The 19,267-nt window shown below is 39.9% G+C and carries 22 protein-coding genes and 1 pseudogene; 19 read left to right on the top strand and 4 right to left on the bottom strand.

Translation table 11 applies throughout. The features are described from left to right. Window positions 1–321 precede the first annotated feature (321 nt). On the top strand, window positions 322–687 hold the full coding sequence (locus J7E66_RS25030) for a hypothetical protein (RefSeq protein WP_215004920.1): 366 nt from the start codon (window positions 322–324) through the stop codon (window positions 685–687). 179 nt (window positions 688–866) lie between these two features. On the opposite strand, the gene J7E66_RS25025 is transcribed toward J7E66_RS25030, so the two are convergent. Beyond that, window positions 867–1,274 (bottom strand): hypothetical protein, encoded by a 408-nt coding sequence (locus J7E66_RS25025; protein ID WP_215004932.1) that lies wholly within the window; start codon window positions 1,272–1,274, stop codon window positions 867–869. A 192-nt stretch (window positions 1,275–1,466) separates the two neighbouring features. On the opposite strand from J7E66_RS25025, the gene J7E66_RS25020 reads away from it, so the two are divergent. The 8 genes from J7E66_RS25020 to J7E66_RS24985 are packed head-to-tail and all read left to right on the top strand — an operon-like array spanning window position 1,467 to window position 6,297. Then, window positions 1,467–2,294, top strand: a complete 828-nt coding sequence (locus J7E66_RS25020) for an STAS domain-containing protein (protein WP_374103885.1) — start codon at window positions 1,467–1,469, stop codon at window positions 2,292–2,294. Further along, window positions 2,294–2,680: an STAS domain-containing protein gene (locus J7E66_RS25015; RefSeq protein WP_251033127.1), complete on the top strand. Its 387-nt coding sequence runs from the start codon at window positions 2,294–2,296 to the stop codon at window positions 2,678–2,680. Before J7E66_RS25020 ends, J7E66_RS25015 begins: the two co-directional genes overlap by 1 nt. Continuing rightward, the gene (locus J7E66_RS25010; RefSeq protein ID WP_215004916.1) at window positions 2,659–3,060 is read left to right on the top strand and encodes an anti-sigma regulatory factor; all 402 of its coding nucleotides are present in this window, start codon (window positions 2,659–2,661) and stop codon (window positions 3,058–3,060) included. The genes J7E66_RS25015 and J7E66_RS25010 overlap by 22 nt, the downstream gene beginning before the upstream one ends. Window positions 3,061–3,073: 13 nt before the next feature. Next, on the top strand, window positions 3,074–4,072 hold the full coding sequence (locus J7E66_RS25005) for a PP2C family protein-serine/threonine phosphatase (protein WP_374103884.1): 999 nt from the start codon (window positions 3,074–3,076) through the stop codon (window positions 4,070–4,072). 58 nt (window positions 4,073–4,130) lie between these two features. Next, the gene (locus J7E66_RS25000; protein ID WP_215004910.1) at window positions 4,131–4,445 is read left to right on the top strand and encodes an anti-sigma factor antagonist; all 315 of its coding nucleotides are present in this window, start codon (window positions 4,131–4,133) and stop codon (window positions 4,443–4,445) included. Window positions 4,446–4,459: 14 nt separating this feature from the next. Then, on the top strand, window positions 4,460–4,942 hold the full coding sequence (gene rsbW / locus J7E66_RS24995; RefSeq protein ID WP_215004907.1) for an anti-sigma B factor RsbW: 483 nt from the start codon (window positions 4,460–4,462) through the stop codon (window positions 4,940–4,942). After that, entirely contained in the window at window positions 4,908–5,705 is a 798-nt protein-coding gene (sigB, locus tag J7E66_RS24990) for an RNA polymerase sigma factor SigB (protein ID WP_215004904.1), read from the top strand. The genes rsbW and sigB overlap by 35 nt, the downstream gene beginning before the upstream one ends. Further along, window positions 5,698–6,297: a PP2C family serine/threonine-protein phosphatase gene (locus J7E66_RS24985; protein ID WP_215004900.1), complete on the top strand. Its 600-nt coding sequence runs from the start codon at window positions 5,698–5,700 to the stop codon at window positions 6,295–6,297. Before sigB ends, J7E66_RS24985 begins: the two co-directional genes overlap by 8 nt. Window positions 6,298–6,429: 132 nt before the next feature. On the opposite strand, the gene J7E66_RS24980 is transcribed toward J7E66_RS24985, so the two are convergent. Further along, window positions 6,430–6,888 (bottom strand): Dps family protein, encoded by a 459-nt coding sequence (locus J7E66_RS24980; RefSeq protein WP_215004897.1) that lies wholly within the window; start codon window positions 6,886–6,888, stop codon window positions 6,430–6,432. Window positions 6,889–7,189: 301 nt separating this feature from the next. Here J7E66_RS24980 and cls point away from each other — a divergent pair, with 301 nt between their 5' ends. After that, a complete protein-coding gene (gene cls / locus J7E66_RS24975) occupies window positions 7,190–8,689 on the top strand; it encodes a cardiolipin synthase (protein ID WP_215004893.1) in 1,500 nt (499 codons plus the stop codon). 36 nt (window positions 8,690–8,725) lie between these two features. Then, window positions 8,726–10,192 (top strand): annotated as a pseudogene (locus J7E66_RS24970) (alpha-amylase). A 133-nt stretch (window positions 10,193–10,325) separates the two neighbouring features. On the opposite strand, the gene J7E66_RS24965 reads toward J7E66_RS24970, so the two are convergent. After that, entirely contained in the window at window positions 10,326–10,580 is a 255-nt protein-coding gene (locus tag J7E66_RS24965) for a GlsB/YeaQ/YmgE family stress response membrane protein (RefSeq protein WP_168241256.1), read from the bottom strand. A gap of 340 nt (window positions 10,581–10,920) precedes the next feature. Between J7E66_RS24965 and J7E66_RS24960 the strand changes: the two genes are divergently transcribed. From J7E66_RS24960 to J7E66_RS24930, 7 genes are all read left to right on the top strand, one after another. Next, on the top strand, window positions 10,921–11,241 hold the full coding sequence (locus tag J7E66_RS24960; RefSeq protein ID WP_215004890.1) for a YflT domain-containing protein: 321 nt from the start codon (window positions 10,921–10,923) through the stop codon (window positions 11,239–11,241). 507 nt (window positions 11,242–11,748) lie between these two features. Then, complete coding sequence (locus tag J7E66_RS24955) at window positions 11,749–12,006, top strand: DUF1146 family protein (protein ID WP_088090158.1); 258 nt, start codon at window positions 11,749–11,751, stop codon at window positions 12,004–12,006. 168 nt (window positions 12,007–12,174) lie between these two features. After that, window positions 12,175–12,951, top strand: coding sequence for a YwmB family TATA-box binding protein (locus J7E66_RS24950; RefSeq protein WP_215004887.1), 777 nt, complete (start codon window positions 12,175–12,177; stop codon window positions 12,949–12,951). A 32-nt stretch (window positions 12,952–12,983) separates the two neighbouring features. Further along, window positions 12,984–14,294: a UDP-N-acetylglucosamine 1-carboxyvinyltransferase gene (murA, locus tag J7E66_RS24945; RefSeq protein ID WP_215004884.1), complete on the top strand. Its 1,311-nt coding sequence runs from the start codon at window positions 12,984–12,986 to the stop codon at window positions 14,292–14,294. Window positions 14,295–14,704: 410 nt separating this feature from the next. After that, window positions 14,705–15,742 carry a stage II sporulation protein D gene (spoIID, locus tag J7E66_RS24940; RefSeq protein WP_215004882.1) on the top strand — a complete coding sequence of 346 codons (1,038 nt, stop codon included), beginning with the start codon at window positions 14,705–14,707 and terminating at the stop codon, window positions 15,740–15,742. A 538-nt stretch (window positions 15,743–16,280) separates the two neighbouring features. Further along, window positions 16,281–16,463, top strand: a complete 183-nt coding sequence (locus J7E66_RS24935) for a hypothetical protein (RefSeq protein WP_215004880.1) — start codon at window positions 16,281–16,283, stop codon at window positions 16,461–16,463. A 101-nt stretch (window positions 16,464–16,564) separates the two neighbouring features. Continuing rightward, complete coding sequence (locus J7E66_RS24930; protein WP_215004878.1) at window positions 16,565–17,524, top strand: nuclease-related domain-containing protein; 960 nt, start codon at window positions 16,565–16,567, stop codon at window positions 17,522–17,524. A gap of 21 nt (window positions 17,525–17,545) precedes the next feature. Here the strand turns inward: J7E66_RS24930 and J7E66_RS24925 are convergent, their stop codons facing one another. After that, complete coding sequence (locus J7E66_RS24925; RefSeq protein ID WP_215004876.1) at window positions 17,546–17,962, bottom strand: VanZ family protein; 417 nt, start codon at window positions 17,960–17,962, stop codon at window positions 17,546–17,548. A gap of 158 nt (window positions 17,963–18,120) precedes the next feature. On the opposite strand from J7E66_RS24925, the gene spoIIQ reads away from it, so the two are divergent. Beyond that, window positions 18,121–18,957 (top strand): stage II sporulation protein SpoIIQ, encoded by an 837-nt coding sequence (spoIIQ, locus tag J7E66_RS24920; protein ID WP_215004873.1) that lies wholly within the window; start codon window positions 18,121–18,123, stop codon window positions 18,955–18,957. The last annotated feature ends 310 nt before the right edge of the window (window positions 18,958–19,267 follow it).

Below are 19,267 nucleotides of genomic sequence, written 5' to 3'. Positions count from 1 at the left end.
CAGTTGAAGAGTTGATAAAATCAACCTACAACTGCTATAAAACAAGGGACTTTTTCAGTGCCCTCAGCGCAGCGACGAGGAGGCTTCCCGGACCGCCCGCGGAAAGCGAAGCGCCTGGAGCGGAAATCAACAGCCAAGTTTAACAAATTCAAATAATGGAATGATTGCCTTGATAGAAAAGGATTTCGATAGATGATAGATAGTTCAGAAGTAACAAATCTATCAAAAAGAGTTTAGGTTCCTAAAAAGGGTGGTACAACATCATTAAGGTTACAAGTTAACCTGAAGTAAAATTTTAAAAATTAAAAGGAGGAAAATCAAATGGCAAAGAATACTAGTGAGACAATCAGTAGGGAAGAAGCAGGCCGTAAAGATGATACTACTTTTAAGAAACCCGAACAAGATGCATATCAGGAATTTGAAAATCCGCAAAGTGACGAATCCAATTCCAGGCAGTTTAATGAAGAAATGAGGCAGCCAGATAGAGAGGGCGATTCTAGGAATTTCAATCAAGAGATAAGACAGCCAGGAAGAGAGGCTGAGTCTAGAAATTACAACGCTCAAGAGATGGGGCAGCCAGGTGATGACCTCAATTCCAAGAATTACAGACAAGAACCTTATCAAGAGACTGAGAAACAGGGTAAGAACGCCAATTCTAACAATCAGGAAACAAAATCGAATCTATAAGTCGGCCTAACTTGTAAGGAACTATAAAAATATAATTGAATGATAATGGATATGACGAGTGAATGATCACTCGTCATGTTCACGTTTATATTTGACTTGTGTAAGGCTCGTTTCTTTCATGTGATTGTCCAAACAAAAGTAACGGCCCTCTATAGAGGACCGTTACTAGGATGTTGCTGTTATTGGAGCGGATCAGGAATTAGATTTTCTTCTTCCAGTTGCTGAGTACCTGTTTTCATATTACTCATTTCCTTGCCGAGTTTCTTCATTTCGCCTAAATCCCGTGCCATAGAGCCATTATTGTTTTTTTCTACTGATGGGGGTACGGATAATAGCTTTAATTCTTTCAGCATATCGAGTGCTGCACTACGGACCTGGAGCGGGACGGTATCATTTTCTTCAAAGTCGGCTTCCTCGAAATGAACGAACATACCGCCTTTTTCGGAGGTTGCCGTTTTTACGTACAGTGGGTAGGAAGCTCCCGTCACATCACTCATGATATGCAATCGATACGTGGAGTTCCCTAAATACTCCACTTGTTCAAATCCATAATCCTTAAACTGTTGGAGCATTTTCTCTTTATCCATTGCGTCTCCTCCTATTAGAAAAAATGAGTTTAGGTCAATTAACAACAAACTATATTCCTTGAAAATTTAGTTCTACCTTGTGTGTACCCCTTTTTTTTCGTTTGAAACATGGAAAATATTAGGGCTATGAACCTATGCTATTTTATTCATTATTTAGCTAGTGTAAATTGGTATAATGTTACATAACAAGTAATTCTTCGGATAGCGAAGAAACTGTTAAGTCAAACGAACCGGGAGCAAATTTTAAAAGAGTGGTCGAAGAAAGTAATTCTGATGGATGAACAAAGAGCAGCAAATTTGATATCAGAGAAAGTCTATATCAATATTTGTAATGATTATATAAATCTACTAATTAATAGTTCTACCAATCAACAGAAAAATAGTGAAACCAAGATCAGTGAATTTACTCAAAAAATAGTTCAACTCGGCTGGACATTAGGTTTTATTATGGACAGTTTAAGTGAATTTGGAAAAATTGTTTTCTTTCCCATAGCAGATAAGACTTCAGAAAAAGAACAAGTTGAATTTATTTTGGATTATGACAAATGGATTAGTCCAATCAACGTTGCAGTGTTTAATCAGTATGCGGAAACTTGGCAAAGAACGGTATCCTTGCAAAAAATTGCGCTTCAAGAGCTATCCGCACCACTTATCCCGATTTTTGATAATATTACGATCATGCCGTTAGTTGGAACCATTGACACAGAAAGAGCAAAGTCGATTATGGAAAATTTATTACAAGGGGTTGTTAAGCACCACGCCCAAGTTGTCTTAATTGATATCACAGGAGTTCCTGTCGTAGACACGATGGTTGCCCACCATATTATTCAGGCATCCGAAGCCGTAAGATTAGTAGGAGCAAAATGTATAATCGTTGGGATTCGTCCAGAGATTGCACAAACAATCGTTAATTTAGGAATTAATTTAACTCAAGTCATGACAAAAAATAGCTTACAAAAAGGAATTGAGGCTGCCTTGGAAATGACGAATCGAAAGGTCATATCAACGGAGGAATCATAATGGTCGCTAGAATACCTATACTAAAGTTATATAACTGCCTGCTTATTTCTATTCAGTGGGAACTTGATGATCAAACGGCAATACAATTTCAAGAAGATTTGCTTCATAAAATCCATGAAACAGGATCGAAGGGTGTCGTCATCGATTTAACGTCTATCGATGTGATTGATTCGTTTATTGCAAAAGTACTAGGCGATGTTATTAGTATGTCCAAACTGATGGGGGCAAAAGTAGTTTTAACGGGCATCCAACCAGCTGTAGCCATTACATTAGTTGAACTAGGAATCCATCTTCAAGAGGTGCTTACAGCACTAGATTTAGAAAAGGGGTTAGAAACACTACAACGGGAGTTGGGGGAGAAAGCATGGAGAACGAATCCTATGTGAAAATTATTACCGAATGGGATATCGTTGCAGCTAGGCAACTAGGCAGAAATGTTGCCAAGGAGCTTGAATTTGGTACAGTTGACCAAGCAAGAATCACGACAGCGATTTCTGAGCTTGCACGTAATATTTATTTATATGCAGGGCAAGGTGAAATACGGATTGAACGCATAGATGGACGGGATAAACGTGGTATAAAGGTGATCGCTGCTGATAATGGACCAGGAATTCAGGATATTAGAAAAGTGATGGAAGATGGATATTCTACATCAGGTGGGTTAGGAGCGGGATTACCGGGGGTTAAGCGCTTAATGGATGAATTTGATATTATCTCTTCACTAGAGGAAGGTACGATTATTAAGACGGTAAAATGGACTCGTTAGGAGGATGCTTGCTATGGAAATTTTCAAATCAAGGTATCGGCATTTGCTTCGCAGTTATCTGAAAGAATCATCCGAAAAAGCTTTGTACCAAGCACAACTATTTAGTAGAAAATCGATTTTACAGCAAATTTCTCCTGAGGAAATTGTCAGTTTACATAGTGAAGCGTTGAAAGAAATTTTTCCGGATATTCAAAAAGAGGTCTTATTGTCCTTTGATTTTCTTTTAGAGGTGATGATCGACTATGGCTTAGCCTACCAGGAGCATCAAAGAATGCGGGATCAACAGCTTGAAATAAAATCAGAAATTGAGATTGCGGCAAGCATTCAAGAAAATTTACTAGAAACATCTATTCCTAAAATGGACGATTTAGATATTGGGGCAACAAGTATTCCTGCCAAACAAATGAATGGGGATTTTTATCACTTTATTCAAGAGGGGCAAAGTATTCATATAGCCGTTGCAGATGTAATTGGTAAAGGAATACCTGCAGCTATTTGTATGTCGATGATCAAGTATGCAATCGATAGTTTACCAGAGTCTAAGAAAAGTCCTCACTTTGTTTTAGAAAGTATAAATAGAGTCGTAGAAGATAATCTGGATGAAGGTATGTTTATTACCATGTTCTATGGGATGTACGATACAGTTGACCATTCCTTTACCTATGGTGCAGCAGGGCATGAACAAGGATTCTATTATCATTCCGTTACAAATTCATTTGAGGATCTCGTGACAAAAGGTCTAGTATTAGGCGTGGACCAGAACTTTACATATGAGCAGTATCAAAAACAAGTGGAACCCGGGGATATGATTGTCTTATTATCGGATGGAGTGACGGAAGCAAGAACAGAAGATGGTTTTATCGAACGTTCAGTGATAACTGACTTAATTCAAAAATATAAGCAATTAACCGCCCAAGAAATGGTGGAACAAATTTATCGTGAGTTGGAAAAGATGCAGAACTTTGAAATGAATGATGATTTTACGCTAATTATTTTTCGAAGAAAGGTTTAATCTTCCATGGGTGCGGGTAAGTACATAAAAATAGATTAAATTCCTGAGGTGATAATGAATGGATTTAAAAGTTGATACACACCAAAATAATAGGAAGACATTCGTTTTTGTTGCAGGAGAAATAGATGCATACACTGCACCAAAGCTACGAGAGGAATTATTACCACTCGCTGAAGAGCAAAACCAATCACTGATCGTCAGTTTAAAAGATGTGTCATATATTGATAGTACTGGCCTAGGTGTATTTATTGGTTTATTCAAACTAATAATGAAAAATGATGGTGAATTAAAGCTCGTGGACTTGTCAGATCGCTTGGAACGACTTTTTCAAATTACAGGTTTAAGCAACATCATTGATATTTCTACGAACTAGAGAGGTGGGGTACAATGAAACAATTAGTTGACTACATTGAAGTGAAAATGCCTGCTAAGCCGGAATATGTAGGGGTAATCCGATTAACGTTATCCGGAATAGCCAGCAGAATGGGATACGCATATGAGGAGATTGAAGATTTAAAGATTGCCGTCAGTGAAGCATGTACAAACGCCGTTCAACATGCTTACAAAGATAACGCCGGCGGAGAAACCATTGTTGGATTTGGAATTTATGAAAATAAACTAGAAATTATGATCGCTGATAATGGAGAGAGTTTTAATTTTGAACAGACAAGAAGCAAGCTAGGCCCATACTCCGCCTCAAGTGCAACCGACCAACTGGTGGAGGGAGGGTTGGGTCTATTTTTGATGGAAACGCTCATGGATGAAGTCCATGTATTTGATAATGAAGGAGTCACGGTCTTCATGGTGAAGTATTTAAGTGGGGAGCGTGCAGGTCATGACTCGACCATTTCGAACTATGAAGAGAACTAAGGAAGAAATCAACGCCCTAATCAAAGACTTTCAGCTAAATGAGAGTAAGTCAGCTCAAGAAATATTAGTAGACCACTATACTCCGCTAGTCGGAAGCCTTGTGATGAAATATTCAAAAGGCGGCAACTTTCATGAGGATCTCATGCAAATAGGAATAGTCGGGCTATTGGGTGCAATACGAAGATATGATCCGGAACTTGGATCATCCTTTGAAACATTTTTAATACCAACAGTTATTGGAGAAATCAAACGTTACTTAAGGGATAAAACATGGGGAGTCCATGTACCGAGACGGGTAAAGGAATTATGGACGAAAATAAAGACAGTTGTCGATGAACTGACCAATCAACATCAAAGGTCACCAAAGATCCATGAAATTGCCGAGCATTTGGACGTTTCGGAAGAAGAAGTATTAGAAGCGATGGAAATGGGTAAAAGTTATCAAGCCGTATCTGTGGATCGTTCAATTGAAACGGGCTCAGATGGCAGCACGGTTACAATTCTCGACACCATCGGATCGCATGATGATGGTTTCAAAAGAGTCGACCAAAGGCTCTTGCTTGAGAGTGTTCTGCATGTGCTATCAGAACAAGAAATAGAAATCCTCCGTTATACATTTATCGCTAATAAGAGTCAGAAAGAAACAGGAGAGTCCTTGGGGATTTCTCAGATGCATGTATCTCGTCTTCAAAAAAAGGCGATTCAAAAATTACGACAGGCACTAAACAAAGATAATGCCAATACAGGAGTAACAAATGCTTGAACTTGAATCAAATGAATATATTCAAACCTTAGTGTATCAGATTCAAAAGGAAGGTAATGTGTGTAACGGCGATAGTTTTTTTATTAAGACAACCGATGATTATTTCATTTGTGCCGTTGCGGACGGTTTGGGAAGCGGGATATACGCACATGCCTCGTCTAACGCGATTCGGGAAGTGGTAGAACAATACCATTATGAAGAGGTCGTTGTATTAATCGATTATTGTAATAAAGTCCTTAAGGATAAAAGAGGTGCAACCGTATCTCTTTTTAAGGTAGACTTTTTACTCAAAAAAATTACTTATAGCTCCGTAGGAAACATTCGCTTTGTTCTTTATTCGCCTTCAGGTCAATTTTTCAACCCAGTCCCTGTCTATGGATATTTATCTGGAAAGCCGCAAAAATATGGAATTGAAACGTTTACGTATGAAAAAGATGCGAAGTTTATTATTCATACCGACGGCATTTATATTCCCGCCATTAAACATTTATTATCAAGTATTCGATCCATTGAAGAGATGTCGAATCATTTAAAAATGTATACGAAGACACGGAATGATGACTTAACCTATATTATCGGTCAACTCTTGTAATCTACTATTATTAGCGTAACAAAACACGTATCCAACCGTTTTTGGATACGTGTTTTGTTTTGTCCGTTCAACAGTGACACTGAGAGAGAAAAAGGGCATCAGCTGTAAAGCTGACACCCTTTCACAATTCATTTATTCTGCGAGATAGGCTTCGAGCATCCATCTGTGCTTTTCTAAGGAAGTGCGAATCGCAATGAACAGATCAGCCGTAGGTTGATCATCGTTGTCCTCGGCCAAGGTGATTCCCTCTGTAAGTTCGGTGCAGACGGTGTTAAAATCATCAGCCAGTGTCTGAATCATTCCCGCGGCATTTTCGTCGCCCGCGGCTTCCTTGATGGAAGAGATCTGTAATTGCTCCTTTAGTGTTGCCGTTGGTAATTTTCCTAGTGAAAGCATTCTTTCAGCGATGGTATCAAGATGGAGCGCCGACTCCTTATACAATTCTTCAAATTTAGGATGCAGGGTGAAGAAATTTTCACCTTTTACATACCAATGGTAGTGGTGCAGCTTCATATAAAGAACTGAGAAATTAGCTACCTGAGTGTTGAGAGTCTCTGTTACTAAACTATTTTTTTCTTTTACTTTTGCCATTTTCATTACCTCCGTTTAGTGGAATAGTGTTGATATCTATTCCATACCCCGGATTACATCATTTGAAACCATGAAAAAATTTTTTTCCAAGGAATTGCAATAAAGAATCGATCCTGTTTATGCGGAAGGGAAAGCAATAAGTGGGTTAATCCACATAAACGAGTTTACCGAAAGGCGTAGGTGCATGTTCCCTCGATTGGAGGGGCGGGCATCTTTTTTTTAGAAGCAGGATTAATCTCCGTATAAATCGGGTATTACCCCATAAGGGTATCTAGATAAAATTATGGGGGAGAACAACGTTATGAAAAAACGGAGAATGGAATTTGTTTTTGTCATTATGATGATTGCTCTAGCATATTTGGTGTTTTTTACAGACGTTCCTTTCCTGCCGAAAATGATATCAATGGCATTCTACGGCGTAATTATCTTGATTACAGTGTTTTCCTTGATGCTCGAAAATCGGACGGCGCAAAACACACTTTTATGGATACATATATTGGTGTTTTTACCGGTACTCGGATATATCATCTATGTCTATTCAGGTCAATTATTTTTAAAAGGGTATCTTTTTAAAAGTAAGCGCATCAAGGATCGTGAAGTGTTTGAAACAATTAGTAGGAAAAAGCAGAAAGTCGAGTTTTCGCAGCTTAATCATCACCAGCATCATTTCGCTCACTATCTGGATCGGGCGACCTTCACACCAACGAATACCAACACGAAGACAAAAATATTAAAAAATGGCGAGGAAACTTTTCGAGAAATGAAAAGTGCGCTTAAGAAAGCAAATGACTTTATCCATATGGAATATTATATCTTCCGAGATGACCGATTAGGCAGTGAGATCATCGACATCTTAATCGAAAAAGTGCAGGAAGGAGTAGAAGTTCGCCTTATGTACGACGCGATGGGAAGTATCACACTTTCAGGCGCCGCTTTAAAAAAAATGAAGGAGGCCGGAATCATGGTCCATCCTTTTTTGCCAATAAAAAGCGGCCTTTATAATCAAAAGTTTAACTTCCGGAATCATCGAAAAATCGTTGTCATTGACGGGAAGGTAGGATTTGTCGGCGGACTGAACATTGGGGTCGAATATCTTGGTGAAGACGAGGAAATTGGATTTTGGTGTGATACACATGTCGTCATGGAAGGGGAAGCAGTCCAAACATTGCATGCCGTTTTTTTATTAGATTGGAGGTATGTTAGTGGGGAAATGCTGGTTATGGACGAACGCTATATGAAACCCATACCTGCCGCTGGAGATGGTTTGGTTCATGTCGTCGCCACCGGCCCCGAAACCGAACGGATGAGTGATCATTATTATGCGATGATTTCATGTGCGACAAAATCGATTTGGATTGCGTCACCGTACTTTGTTCCTAATCAAGCAATTCGAACAGCACTAAGGATTGCAGCCAAAAAAGGGATTCAAATACGAATCATGGTGCCTGACACCAATGACGGTTTTCTCACCCAATATGCTTCACGGTCGTATTTACCTGAACTTTTGCGTTCTGGAATTGAAATTTATGCGTACCAAAAAGGGTTCCTCCATAAAAAAATAATGATTGTTGATGGGGACCTTGCCACAATTGGAACAGCTAATATGGATATGCGCAGTTTTCGTCTCAACTTTGAAGTGAATTTATTTTTAATAGGCACAGATTCCATCCAAGACCTAGTGGCCCATTATGAGGAAGATCGAGAGGATTGCCTTAAAATTCGCCCAGTGGAATTTTACAAAAGAGGATTTACTGAAAAGGCAAAAGAGTCATTTGCTCGTCTATTTTCGGGAATTTTATAAAATTTCTAATATAGAAGAAAAAAGGGGGATACAAACATGAAACGAAATCATACGATGATGCAATTTTTTGAATGGAATGTAGATCCAGATGGTACGCATTGGAACATCCTGAAGGGGTTGGCACCCGAACTGAAAAGGAAAGGAATCGATTCGGTTTGGATTCCACCGGTAACAAAGGGTCAATCAGGAGAAGACCAAGGATATGGTGTATATGATCTGTATGATCTGGGTGAATTTGATCAAAAAGGGACGGTCCGTACAAAATATGGAACGAAGCAAGAATTACAGGATGCGATTGCTGCATGTCATGAAAGTGGGATGGATGTCTATGTAGATGTGGTCATGAATCATAAAGGGGGGGCAGATGAAACAGAGGTTTTTCAAGTCATTGAAGTGGACCAGGCTGACCGAACAGAAGAAATTTCTGAGCCGTTTGAAATAGAGGGGTATACGAAATTCACCTTCCCAAATCGAAAGGACAAGTACTCTACTTTTAACTGAGGATTTGAGCATTTTAATGGAATAGACTACGACGCAAAAACAGATAAAACCGGGATTTTTCGGATTGTAGGAGAGGGTAAAAAGTGGAATGATTATGTCGATGATGAATTTGGTAATTATGACTATTTAATGTTTGCTAATATTGACTACAATCATCCAGAGGTACAAGAGGAGATGATCCAGTGGGGGAACTGGCTGGCCGATACTTTACAATGCAATGGTTACCGTTTAGATGCGATTAAACATATTGATTATCATTTTATTAAAAGTTTTGTAGATAATGTAAGGCAGGAGCGAGGAGAAGACTTTTATGTTCTAGGTGAGTTTTGGGTCCCGGAACTTGAAGCATGCCAATCATTTTTGGAAAATGTTGATTTCAAACTGAATTTATTTGATGTTCCGCTTCATTATAAATTACATGAAGCGTCTAAAGCGGGAGCTGATTTTGATCTGACCACGATCTTCGATGATACATTAGTGAATGTGAATCCAAAACATGCGGTCACTTTTGTGGACAATCATGATACCCAAGCAAACGAAGCCCTTGAATCATGGGTGGATGAATGGTTTAAGCAGAGTGCTTATGCGCTTATCCTGCTTCGCAAAGATGGACATCCATGTATATTTTACGGAGATTATTTTGGCATTGGGGGAGAAGAACCAATCGAAGGAAAACAGGCAGCGATTGATCCGCTCCTTTATGCTCGTTACCATAAAGCCTATGGTAAACAAGAGGATTATTTCGATGACCCCCATCTGATTGGATGGGTCCGTCTGGGGCTTGAGGAAATGGAGTCTTCAGGCTGCGCCGTCCTCATTTCCAATCAGGACGAGGGCGAAAAAAGAATGTTCGTCGGAGAAGAGCGGGCTGGAGAAGTATGGGTCGACCTAACGGGAACGAGAGACGAGAATATTATAATTGAAGAAGATGGATTTGCCACCTTCCTTGTTAACGGTGGCAGTGTCTCGGTTTGGGCTCAACCTGTCCAGGACCAGGAATAGTTGCTATTTTAAAATAAGAATCAAAAAGGAAAGCACCTTGTTGTTTTAAGGTGTTTTCCTTTGTCTAAAAAATGCTACATAAAAAGAGACTGCATGATTTGCAGCCTCTTGAGTGAAAGTTATCCTATTATAATTATGCTGTATGTCTCATACTTTTTAAAATAAAGCCAACGATTAGGGTGAGAATAATAGCTCCTATGATGGCTGGAATGAGATAGAAACCGCCCACTTCAGGTCCCCAATCTCCTAATATCAATGAACCGAGAAAAGCACCAATAAATCCTGCGATGATATTTCCAATTACACCTCCAGGTAAATCACGTCCAATGACTAGACCGCCTAACCACCCGATGATTCCTCCGATAATTAAAGACCAAATAAATCCCATGAAAATTCATCCCTTTCAAATTTTAATGTGAATCTACTAAGATAAGTACCCGTTATTTCAATGGACAAACCTTTTTTGATAAAAAAATTCTACCATTTTCCACTCCGAAGGAAGATGAAAGAGGAGATAAACGCATTCAAACAGCGGATGAGCTTCAGTACCTGCACGGCAATTCATCGTCTTAACTGATCGGAAAGTAGTTAGGGAGAACAGTTAATCTTCACAAAAAAGGTTTCAACTTTTTAAAAAGGGTTATATATCAAATAGAACAACAAGTTGCATTTCAACTTACTTACAAAATCAAAATGGTCACACATTAAAAATTGAGGAGGAAGTTAAAATGACACAAGTAAAAATAGTAGAAAATGGGCTTCAAGCAAAGAAGGAAATTGAACAATTTTTAAATCAAGGGTTCGAAAAAGATGAGGTCTACTTATTGGCCCACGGCAAAGATCGTTCAGAAGATTTGTCAGATGCACTGGATACCAATGAAATTGGGGTAAACGAGCAAGGCATCTTTGATTCAATCGCAAATGTTTTTCGATCACGCGGGGACGAACTACGCTCTAAAATGGAATCCTTAGGATTAACCGATACAGAAGCACAACAATTTGAAAAAGAATTGGACAGGGGACGCGTATTGGTGGTCGCTGCAAAATAAAAGTAAGACAGTTTTACTAGGTTAGTATAATGATAGGAAACAAAAAGGAACTTTCCTTTTGTTTCCTATCCCTCATCATATGAAGAAAGGGGTAAGGTGGATGAAATTTTCAAGAGTGAACTTAGGTGATTTTTTTGGAGGAAACATCAGAGCCCGGCGTAAAATTAGAGTAGATCATAGTTGGGATTCGAATTTTGAAAATCCCATCATACACAAGGAAATACAGGGCGAGAAAGTATATGTCCCATTAAATATAGGCAGGGTTTGGAATCAGGTAAATTAATGGTAAGTGCGTGGGTTATGTATTTTTGTACGGTATTAGAAACCGAGGTCGTGTCAACCGACCAGATAAAGCAATAAAAATTCGCCTTCGAATCGAGTCATAGGAAGGTGAATTTTTTTTTAAGATAGAAAATGTGTTTATTTTTTAAAAATGGATACAAAAGGAAACTTTTCTGACCTTCTTTGTGATAGAATAAACTTTGTGTGAAAAAAGGAGGTTACCGAGTGATAAATGATTTTGGGCAAATTGCCGTGTTAAGTATCCTGTCTCATTTAATTTTTATAACGATTTCCTGGTGGGCCCTACAAGCAATCCGTTTGGAAAAATTGCTGAAACCCAACCATGTATTTCAGGCGCGCTTACTTTACATATTATTAGCAATTTTCGTCGGATCATCTGTTAGTAACTTTTTCCTTGATTATCTCCAATGGTCTAGACAACTACCTTTGATCATGCAAAATATACAATTGGTAAAAATTTAGGTCTTCGTACATGTTTCAATTTGTTAATAAATTGAGTACAATCGTCTTTATGTGGAAAAATAACTTCAAATGAACTGTCATAAAGTTTGGAACTTGTCTAAAAGTGACGACATTTCCCAAGTATGCTACTCCTCTACCTGGTAACAATGGTAATGAGGGGGAGTAGAGATGAAGAGAAATCGTAAGATCCTTTTGAGCGTGATAACAATCATCAGTTTAATCCTGGTTGTTATTGGGAACCAAACTGAAGCAAACGGTGGCGGAATCGGCTCCATTTTTCAAAAAGAAATGGACTTAACGAAAATAGGCTCTATTTTACAAGCCGAAGATATTTTGCTCGATGATTGGACTTTTTATGCAAGAGAGCATTTGGATGGCCTAAAAAGTGAGCAGGAAGTTAAGGAATATGCTAAAGAGCTTCAAACGAAGTTTCCTGATTGGGAATGGTCTGTAAAAAGTACCAGCGAAAAATGGGAAGTAACGGCAGTATCTCCAACGACTAAACACCACATAGAAAAGCTTCAAATGATGGCAACCCACACAAAACAACCGGTTAATGCGTATATAGTATATAGTATCAGTGGTAAAGAGTGGAACAAGTCTACCGAGGCCTATTTCACGACCCGTCAATTTAAATCTAGGCTGTCAGACATATTTCGAGGGAAACCAACAATTTTCTCTTGTATGAAAGGTACGGTCGGTGATAAGATGAATACGGCTTTACCCAAGACAGCGAATCATTTGCTGTCCGTATTTAAGGCAAAAGAAATCGAAGCGTTAAAAGAGGAGACATTCATGTCTGTTTCGGCGAACTCGCCGATGTTTAAAGGCTCCATAGATGATCAAAGAGATAACATGAATTTACAAATTGGTATACGCTCCGAAGGATTGGGCGGTAAGACTACCATAGTAGTTGGCACACCAATCATTACGATTGAATATTAATATAGAGAAAATGGACGCGGAGGGGAATACTCTTGGAAAAGATTATCGTCCGCGGCGGAAAAAGGCTTGATGGAACTGTTAAAGTAGAAGGCGCAAAAAATGCTGTCTTGCCTGTACTCGCTGCAACATTATTAGCAAGTGACGGAAAAAGTGTAATTCGTGATGTACCTACACTCTCCGATGTATACACAATTAATGAAGTTTTACGCAACTTAAACGCTGAAGTATCGTTTGAAAACAATACAGTCGTAGTAGATGCATCCAGAGTGTTAAAGGATGAGGCGCCATTCGAATATGTTCGAAAGATGCGCGCGTCTGTGCTTGTCATGGGATCATTACTCGCTCGAAATGGCCGTGCACGTGTGGCCCTGCCGGGTGGCTGTGCTATTGGATCCCGTCCTATCGATCAGCATCTCAAAGGCTTTGAAGCCATGGGAGCGTCAGTGAAGGTAGGAAACGGTTTTATTGAAGCGGAAGTAAATGGCCGCTTAAAAGGTGCAAAGATTTATTTGGATTTCCCAAGTGTTGGGGCTACCGAAAACATTATGATGGCTGCAACTCTTGCGGTTGGTACGACCATTATTGAGAACGTGGCAAAAGAACCAGAAATCGTTGACCTTGCAAACTTCTTGAATAGTATGGGCGCTAAGGTTCGCGGCGCTGGCACTGGGACCCTTCGTATTGAAGGTGTGGACGTGTTATTTGGCGCAGAACACCATATTATTCCTGACCGAATCGAAGCGGGAACCTTTATGGTGGCTGCCGCAATCACTGGCGGAAATGTATTGGTAAAGGGCGCAGTTCCTGAACATTTATCTTCTTTGATTGCAAAAATGGTTGAAATGGGTATCACAATCCGTGAGGAAGAAGATGGCGTTCGTGTCATCGGAACCGATCGTTTGAAGGCTGTTGACATCAAAACGATGCCGCATCCAGGTTTCCCAACCGATATGCAATCACAAATGATGGCTTTATTGCTTCGCGCAAACGGCACCTCGATGATTACAGAAACTGTGTTCGAAAACCGTTTTATGCATGTTGAGGAATTCCGCCGCATGAATGCCGACATCAAAATTGAAGGCCGTTCTGTTATTTTAAATGGTTCTTCCAATTTACAAGGTGCGGAAGTATCTGCAACAGATCTACGTGCCGCTGCCGCATTAATTTTGACTGGTTTAGTTTCTGAAGGCATGACACGCGTGACCGAGTTGAAACACTTAGATCGCGGCTACGTGGACTTCCACGGCAAGCTAGCAAGCCTAGGCGCCGACATCGAGCGTGTTACTGAAGCAGACGAAATATTCACAGAAGTCCAAGACTACGTATCGGACATGAACGCTTAGTTTGGATCTTAGATCGTGTAACTTGTATCGGAGTTGTTAGCCGACGCTTAACCAAATTCCTACAGCCAATAAAAGCAAACGCAAAACAACGGGCCCTGATGTAGAATCAGGGCCTTTTTGAATTTTCCGGGAATCGTGGCGCGTGAGTGCGTGTGTTGCGTGTGGTGTGCATGTACGTGTGGTGTGGACATTTGTGTTTCTTCGGTGCCTGACACCATAGAAGGACATTTGTGTTTGAGTGGTGCCTGACACCAATAAAAGACATTTGTCCACGGCGGTGCCTAAACCCGTTTCATTATTTATATAAAAAATCCGTAATAAATGCTTGTCCGCCTCCATATGTATTAATTGAGACGCAACCCGCCTGTGCATCCGGCGGGGTTGTGAATTTGCAAACTGGAGGCACTATCATGATAAAAATCAAACCTTTCGTCGTACTAGCAGCAGTCCTCATTGCCTTGACATTAATCATTCCCGCAGTGCTTGTGTTACCGTTCTCGGATGAGCATCGGGCGAGTGGAAAGTTAGGGGAGGATTTAACCAAGACCCCGGCCAAGGAAACCAAAGCGGTGCCCACTTCTTCTGATCCTGCCGTCGAAGTTGCGGTGTTTCGTACCTCAAAATCCCAAATTGAGAATGTACCATTAGAAGATTACCTCGTTGGTGTGGTAGCAGCTGAGATGCCGACAGAGTTTAAGGAAGAAGCCCTGAAGGCCCAGGCACTAACAGCGAGAACATATATCGTGAAAAGGTTACTAAGTAAGGATACGCTCGGCGTCCCTAAAGGTGCACAGGTAACGGACACCCAAATCCATCAGGTTTACATGAATGATGATGAACTAAGAAGGGAATGGGGAATGGAGTACGACGCGAAAAGGAAGAAGATTTTAAACGCTGTTCGGGCAACGGCTGGGCAAATTTTGGCCTATGATGGCGAGCCAATTGATGCATTGTTCTTCTCCACGAGTAATGGATATACGGAAAACTCGGAAGATTATTGGGCAGGCAACATCCCATACTTAAGAAGTGTATCCAGTCCATGGGATAAAAATTCCCCGAAATTTAACAGTCAAAAGGTCATGACGGTTCATCAGTTTGAAGCGCGGCTTGGAGTGAAGCTCGGTTCGGGGTCAACGATTGGAAAAATTGTCGATCGGACAGAGGGGAAACGTGTCGGCAAGGTTGACTTTAATGGAAAGGTTTTGAGCGGGCGCGATATCCGCGATAAACTGAATCTGCGGTCATCTGACTTTGCCTGGAAGCGTAAGGGCGATAATATTGTGATTACCACCAAGGGATTCGGTCATGGCGTCGGAATGAGCCAATACGGGGCTAACGGAATGGCAATGGAAGGTAAGAATTATAAGGAAATTGTGAAGCATTATTATCAAGGAGTGGAGATTACGTCGGCGGATCAATTGCTAGATACGGTTACTGCGAAGAAATGAATAAGTGGGGAGCCAGGCGGGAGAGATGCCTGGCTTTTTTTGATAGATTTTAGGTGGGAGGAGTTGAAGTAGGGTGGGATCGACAGTAAAAGTGGGAAAGTGGACAGTAAACCTTGGGAGGTGGACAGTAAAGGTTAGAAAGTCGACAGTAAATCCTTGGAACCGGACAGTAAACTGTTCAAAGTGGACAGTAATCGAAAGTTCTTTCTAAAAAGTGTAATTAAATAGAATCCATGCAAAGGAAAATAGCCAAAAATAGTGCTCCTTCTAAATAAAGGAGCTTGGGTTAGATGGGAAAATTAGAAATTTATGTGGTTTTGATGTGGTTCGACAGTAAAAGAGGAAAAGTGGACAGTAAATTTCTGGAACCGGACAGTAAAGGTTAGAAAGTCGACAGTAAATCCTTGGAACCGGACAGTAAACTGTTCAAAGTGGACAGTAATTGAAAGCTCTTTCTAAAAAGTGTAATTAAATAGAATCCAGGCAAAGGAAAATAGCCAAAAATAGTGCTCCTTCTAAATAAAGGAGCTTGGGTTAGATGGGAAAATTAGAAATTTATGTGGTTTTGATGTGGTTCGACAGTAAAAGTGGGAAAGTGGACAGTAAACCAACGAAAGTGGAAAGTAAAATAAGAAAACTGGACAGTAAATCCTCGGAACCGGATAGTAACCTTTTCAAAGTGGACAGTAAACCAGTTTTTCATAGAAACGGGAAGAAATAATTTCCAAAGTAGTGTCGATTTTTGCAGGAATTTGCGGAGGAAGAAAAGAAGTATAGAAAAAAAGGAAAGGAATGATGCATTTGTTTTGTAAAGAGTGCACGATGTCATTAAGAATCCAGAAACTAGAAATTCTTCTTCAAGGTGGGAGGCTGCCATACAACCATCCGATTTATCCTGAAGTAGTGGCGGAATATAAAAGTAGGATGGCTGGCTATCGGGGGGAAAAGTCCCTAGTCTTTCACCTAAGCATGCTTCCCGATGAAAAATACTACATTTTCCATGGTATACGACTATTATATCAAGGTTACTATTTTCAAATTGATTACCTAATCCTTTGTTCAGCATTTGCCTTAGTTCTTGAAGTGAAAAATATTAGCGGGGAGTTGAAATTTGAAAAAGACTTTAACCAGACTACTTGTAAAAAGAACGGGAATGAGGAAAGAATCAAAAACCCTGTATTACAAGCAAAGCTCCAGGCGAAGAAACTGAAAGGATGGCTAAAAGAGCATAATTGTACAGCAATACCAATCCATTATCTTGTTGTAAACAGTAATGAAAAAACCACGATCACGTCATCCTCGGGAAACGAACAGATCACTCGGCATATTTGCAATAGCGAGGATTTAATAGACAAAATAGATCAAATAGCAAATTTTAATAAGGAGGAGAAATTAGATAGTAAAGAGATGAAAAGAATAAAACGGCTTCTCCTCGCAAAACACACTCCCGAAAATCCAGATATTCTTAAACAATTCAACCTATCTCCATCAGAACTCCTCCCGGGCGTAAAATGTCCCATATGTAGCTATGTACCTATGAACTTACACTATGGAACATGGTGCTGTCCAAAATGTAAACTGAAATCCAAAACCGCCCATATACCAACAATCAACGATTATTTTCTGCTGGTAAAGCCTTCAATCACGAATGCGGAGCTGCGGGAGCTCCTTCAAATTGGTTCGACTAGTACCGCAAGTAAATTCTTAACTTCCATGAACTTACCTTTTACAGGAACATATAGAAACCGGGTCTATCATCACCCACCAAACAATCAAAAATAACCACCGCAAAAGTTGCAGTCGCTACACACGCCCCAGCACCTTCCTAAGCCGCGGAAACTTCCCTTTAAACAATGCCCCTCTGATAAAATAAAAGCTAACCAAGATCCCTGTGAAGTCTTTTACAAGGTCAAAGAGCGAGGAAGAGCGATAGGAATAGAATGATTGGTGGATTTCGTCGCTGATGCCGTAAAGGGCTGCGAAGTATGCACAGGCTATATTCAACGCCGGTGTGACGGCAGCGCGGCGGGTTAACATCGCTAGCACGAGCAAAACATACAAAATCGCGAACTCTATTAAATGCAACGATTCCTTTATAAAGTGGTCGATTTGGGAATCGGGCAGCTTTACAAAATGATCCGCTGGCAGACTCGACATAATCCAAATGGCCGCCATATAGGCAAACGGGAGCACCCGCAACACCCATTTTATGATTTTCATGAAAATTTCCTCCTATATCGTAAAAACATTTTTAAAATAATTTTTCACCCTTCATGCATAAAAACATAAACACTGTTAAAAAATAAGTTCAAAAAATTTTTTTCGCTCGTGTATATAATTCTACTTATCTGTTCAGAATGATTGCTGAGGTGATGAAAATGAGAGAGGAAGAAAACAAACGATCTTCTCAAAGTTCCAGCGTAAAACGCTTTTTCAAAAAGCGTTGGGTATTTCCAGCCATCTATATTGCAAGTGCAGCACTCATTCTGACCGCAGTACTATGGTATCAATCGAGCAACAGTGCGACAGACAAATACGATTACAAATCCACTGATATTGCCGGTAAAAAGAACCAAGAACCAGCGATTGAAGTTAGCAAAACACTTGAAAACTTCAAAATGCCAGTGGAAAATGCAGACGCAGCAGTCGTTAAAACGAAATTCTATGATTTCAATGGAAAAACAGAAGACCAGGAAGCGGCTTTGGTATTTTATAATAATACCTACCAGCCAAACACTGGAATCGACGTTACCATGAAAGATGATGAGTCCTTTAATGTCGTTGCAGCATTAAGCGGTACGGTCACACGAGTTGATGAAGATGCAGTCCTTGGGAATGTCATTGAAGTGGAACACGACAAAGGTATTGTAACACAATATCAATCCGTAAAAGACATAAAGATCAAGGTTGGCGACGAAGTAAAACAGGGACAAGTTCTTGCCACGGCTGGACAAAGCTTGTTCAATGAAAAAGCTGGAACACATGTACATTTTGAAATTCGTAAAGATGGAATTGCTGTAAATCCCACTAACTATTTTAACAAATCGTTAAGCACGTTACAGGAAGCAGAACTTTCGAATGATAAAGCAAGCGAATCAGTAGAGACTCCACAAATGAAGGAAGAACAACAAAAGATTGAAGACCCAGCAAACTCTTCCGACCAAGAAACAAATGTGGACGAAGAATCTACTTCTACAGAACATACAAACTCATAATCAGTACAAAGGGGAAGGGGAATTCTTTCCTCTTTTTTTCGTTTAGATGGCTTGTAAGGAATTAAATGGCATAAAGGCAGAAATACTAACTTGGATAAAGAATTTCAATTGGCTTTTTCAAAAGTTGAACGTTTATAAATTGGTCAGCATTACACCCAAACAGCTTTTATATACTACGCTTAGCTTTGCTCTAGTTCTTTATGGATACCAAATATATATAACGAGACCGAAATCCAGTGAGTAAGTCAAAACTGGATTTTTTGTTGAGGAAAATTTAAAAGGTGTTTCTAGCATATGTGTTAAAATGGTA

Source organism: Bacillus sp. ISL-7 (assembly GCF_018613065.1).
The sequence above is the reverse complement of the archived record's forward strand: the minus strand, read 5'-3'. Positions and strand labels throughout refer to the sequence as shown.

Excerpts from the sequence above, each read along its gene's own strand:
- sigB (WP_215004904.1), top strand. The coding sequence starts at position 4,908 with ATGACTCGACCATTTCGAACTATGAAGAGAACTAAGGAAGAAATCAAC.
- spoIIQ (WP_215004873.1), top strand. The coding sequence starts at position 18,121 with ATGAGAGAGGAAGAAAACAAACGATCTTCTCAAAGTTCCAGCGTAAAA.
- J7E66_RS25015 (WP_251033127.1), top strand. The coding sequence starts at position 2,294 with ATGGTCGCTAGAATACCTATACTAAAGTTATATAACTGCCTGCTTATT.
- J7E66_RS24935 (WP_215004880.1), top strand. The coding sequence starts at position 16,281 with ATGGGAAAATTAGAAATTTATGTGGTTTTGATGTGGTTCGACAGTAAA.
- J7E66_RS25025 (WP_215004932.1), bottom strand. The coding sequence starts at position 1,274 with ATGGATAAAGAGAAAATGCTCCAACAGTTTAAGGATTATGGATTTGAA.
- cls (WP_215004893.1), top strand. The coding sequence starts at position 7,190 with ATGAAAAAACGGAGAATGGAATTTGTTTTTGTCATTATGATGATTGCT.
- J7E66_RS24960 (WP_215004890.1), top strand. The coding sequence starts at position 10,921 with ATGACACAAGTAAAAATAGTAGAAAATGGGCTTCAAGCAAAGAAGGAA.
- J7E66_RS24965 (WP_168241256.1), bottom strand. The coding sequence starts at position 10,580 with ATGGGATTTATTTGGTCTTTAATTATCGGAGGAATCATCGGGTGGTTA.
- J7E66_RS24925 (WP_215004876.1), bottom strand. The coding sequence starts at position 17,962 with ATGAAAATCATAAAATGGGTGTTGCGGGTGCTCCCGTTTGCCTATATG.
- J7E66_RS24985 (WP_215004900.1), top strand. The coding sequence starts at position 5,698 with ATGCTTGAACTTGAATCAAATGAATATATTCAAACCTTAGTGTATCAG.
- spoIID (WP_215004882.1), top strand. The coding sequence starts at position 14,705 with ATGATAAAAATCAAACCTTTCGTCGTACTAGCAGCAGTCCTCATTGCC.
- J7E66_RS25000 (WP_215004910.1), top strand. The coding sequence starts at position 4,131 with ATGGATTTAAAAGTTGATACACACCAAAATAATAGGAAGACATTCGTT.
- rsbW (WP_215004907.1), top strand. The coding sequence starts at position 4,460 with ATGAAACAATTAGTTGACTACATTGAAGTGAAAATGCCTGCTAAGCCG.
- J7E66_RS25010 (WP_215004916.1), top strand. The coding sequence starts at position 2,659 with ATGGAGAACGAATCCTATGTGAAAATTATTACCGAATGGGATATCGTT.
- J7E66_RS24980 (WP_215004897.1), bottom strand. The coding sequence starts at position 6,888 with ATGGCAAAAGTAAAAGAAAAAAATAGTTTAGTAACAGAGACTCTCAAC.
- J7E66_RS24950 (WP_215004887.1), top strand. The coding sequence starts at position 12,175 with ATGAAGAGAAATCGTAAGATCCTTTTGAGCGTGATAACAATCATCAGT.
- J7E66_RS25030 (WP_215004920.1), top strand. The coding sequence starts at position 322 with ATGGCAAAGAATACTAGTGAGACAATCAGTAGGGAAGAAGCAGGCCGT.
- J7E66_RS25005 (WP_374103884.1), top strand. The coding sequence starts at position 3,074 with ATGGAAATTTTCAAATCAAGGTATCGGCATTTGCTTCGCAGTTATCTG.
- J7E66_RS24930 (WP_215004878.1), top strand. The coding sequence starts at position 16,565 with ATGTCATTAAGAATCCAGAAACTAGAAATTCTTCTTCAAGGTGGGAGG.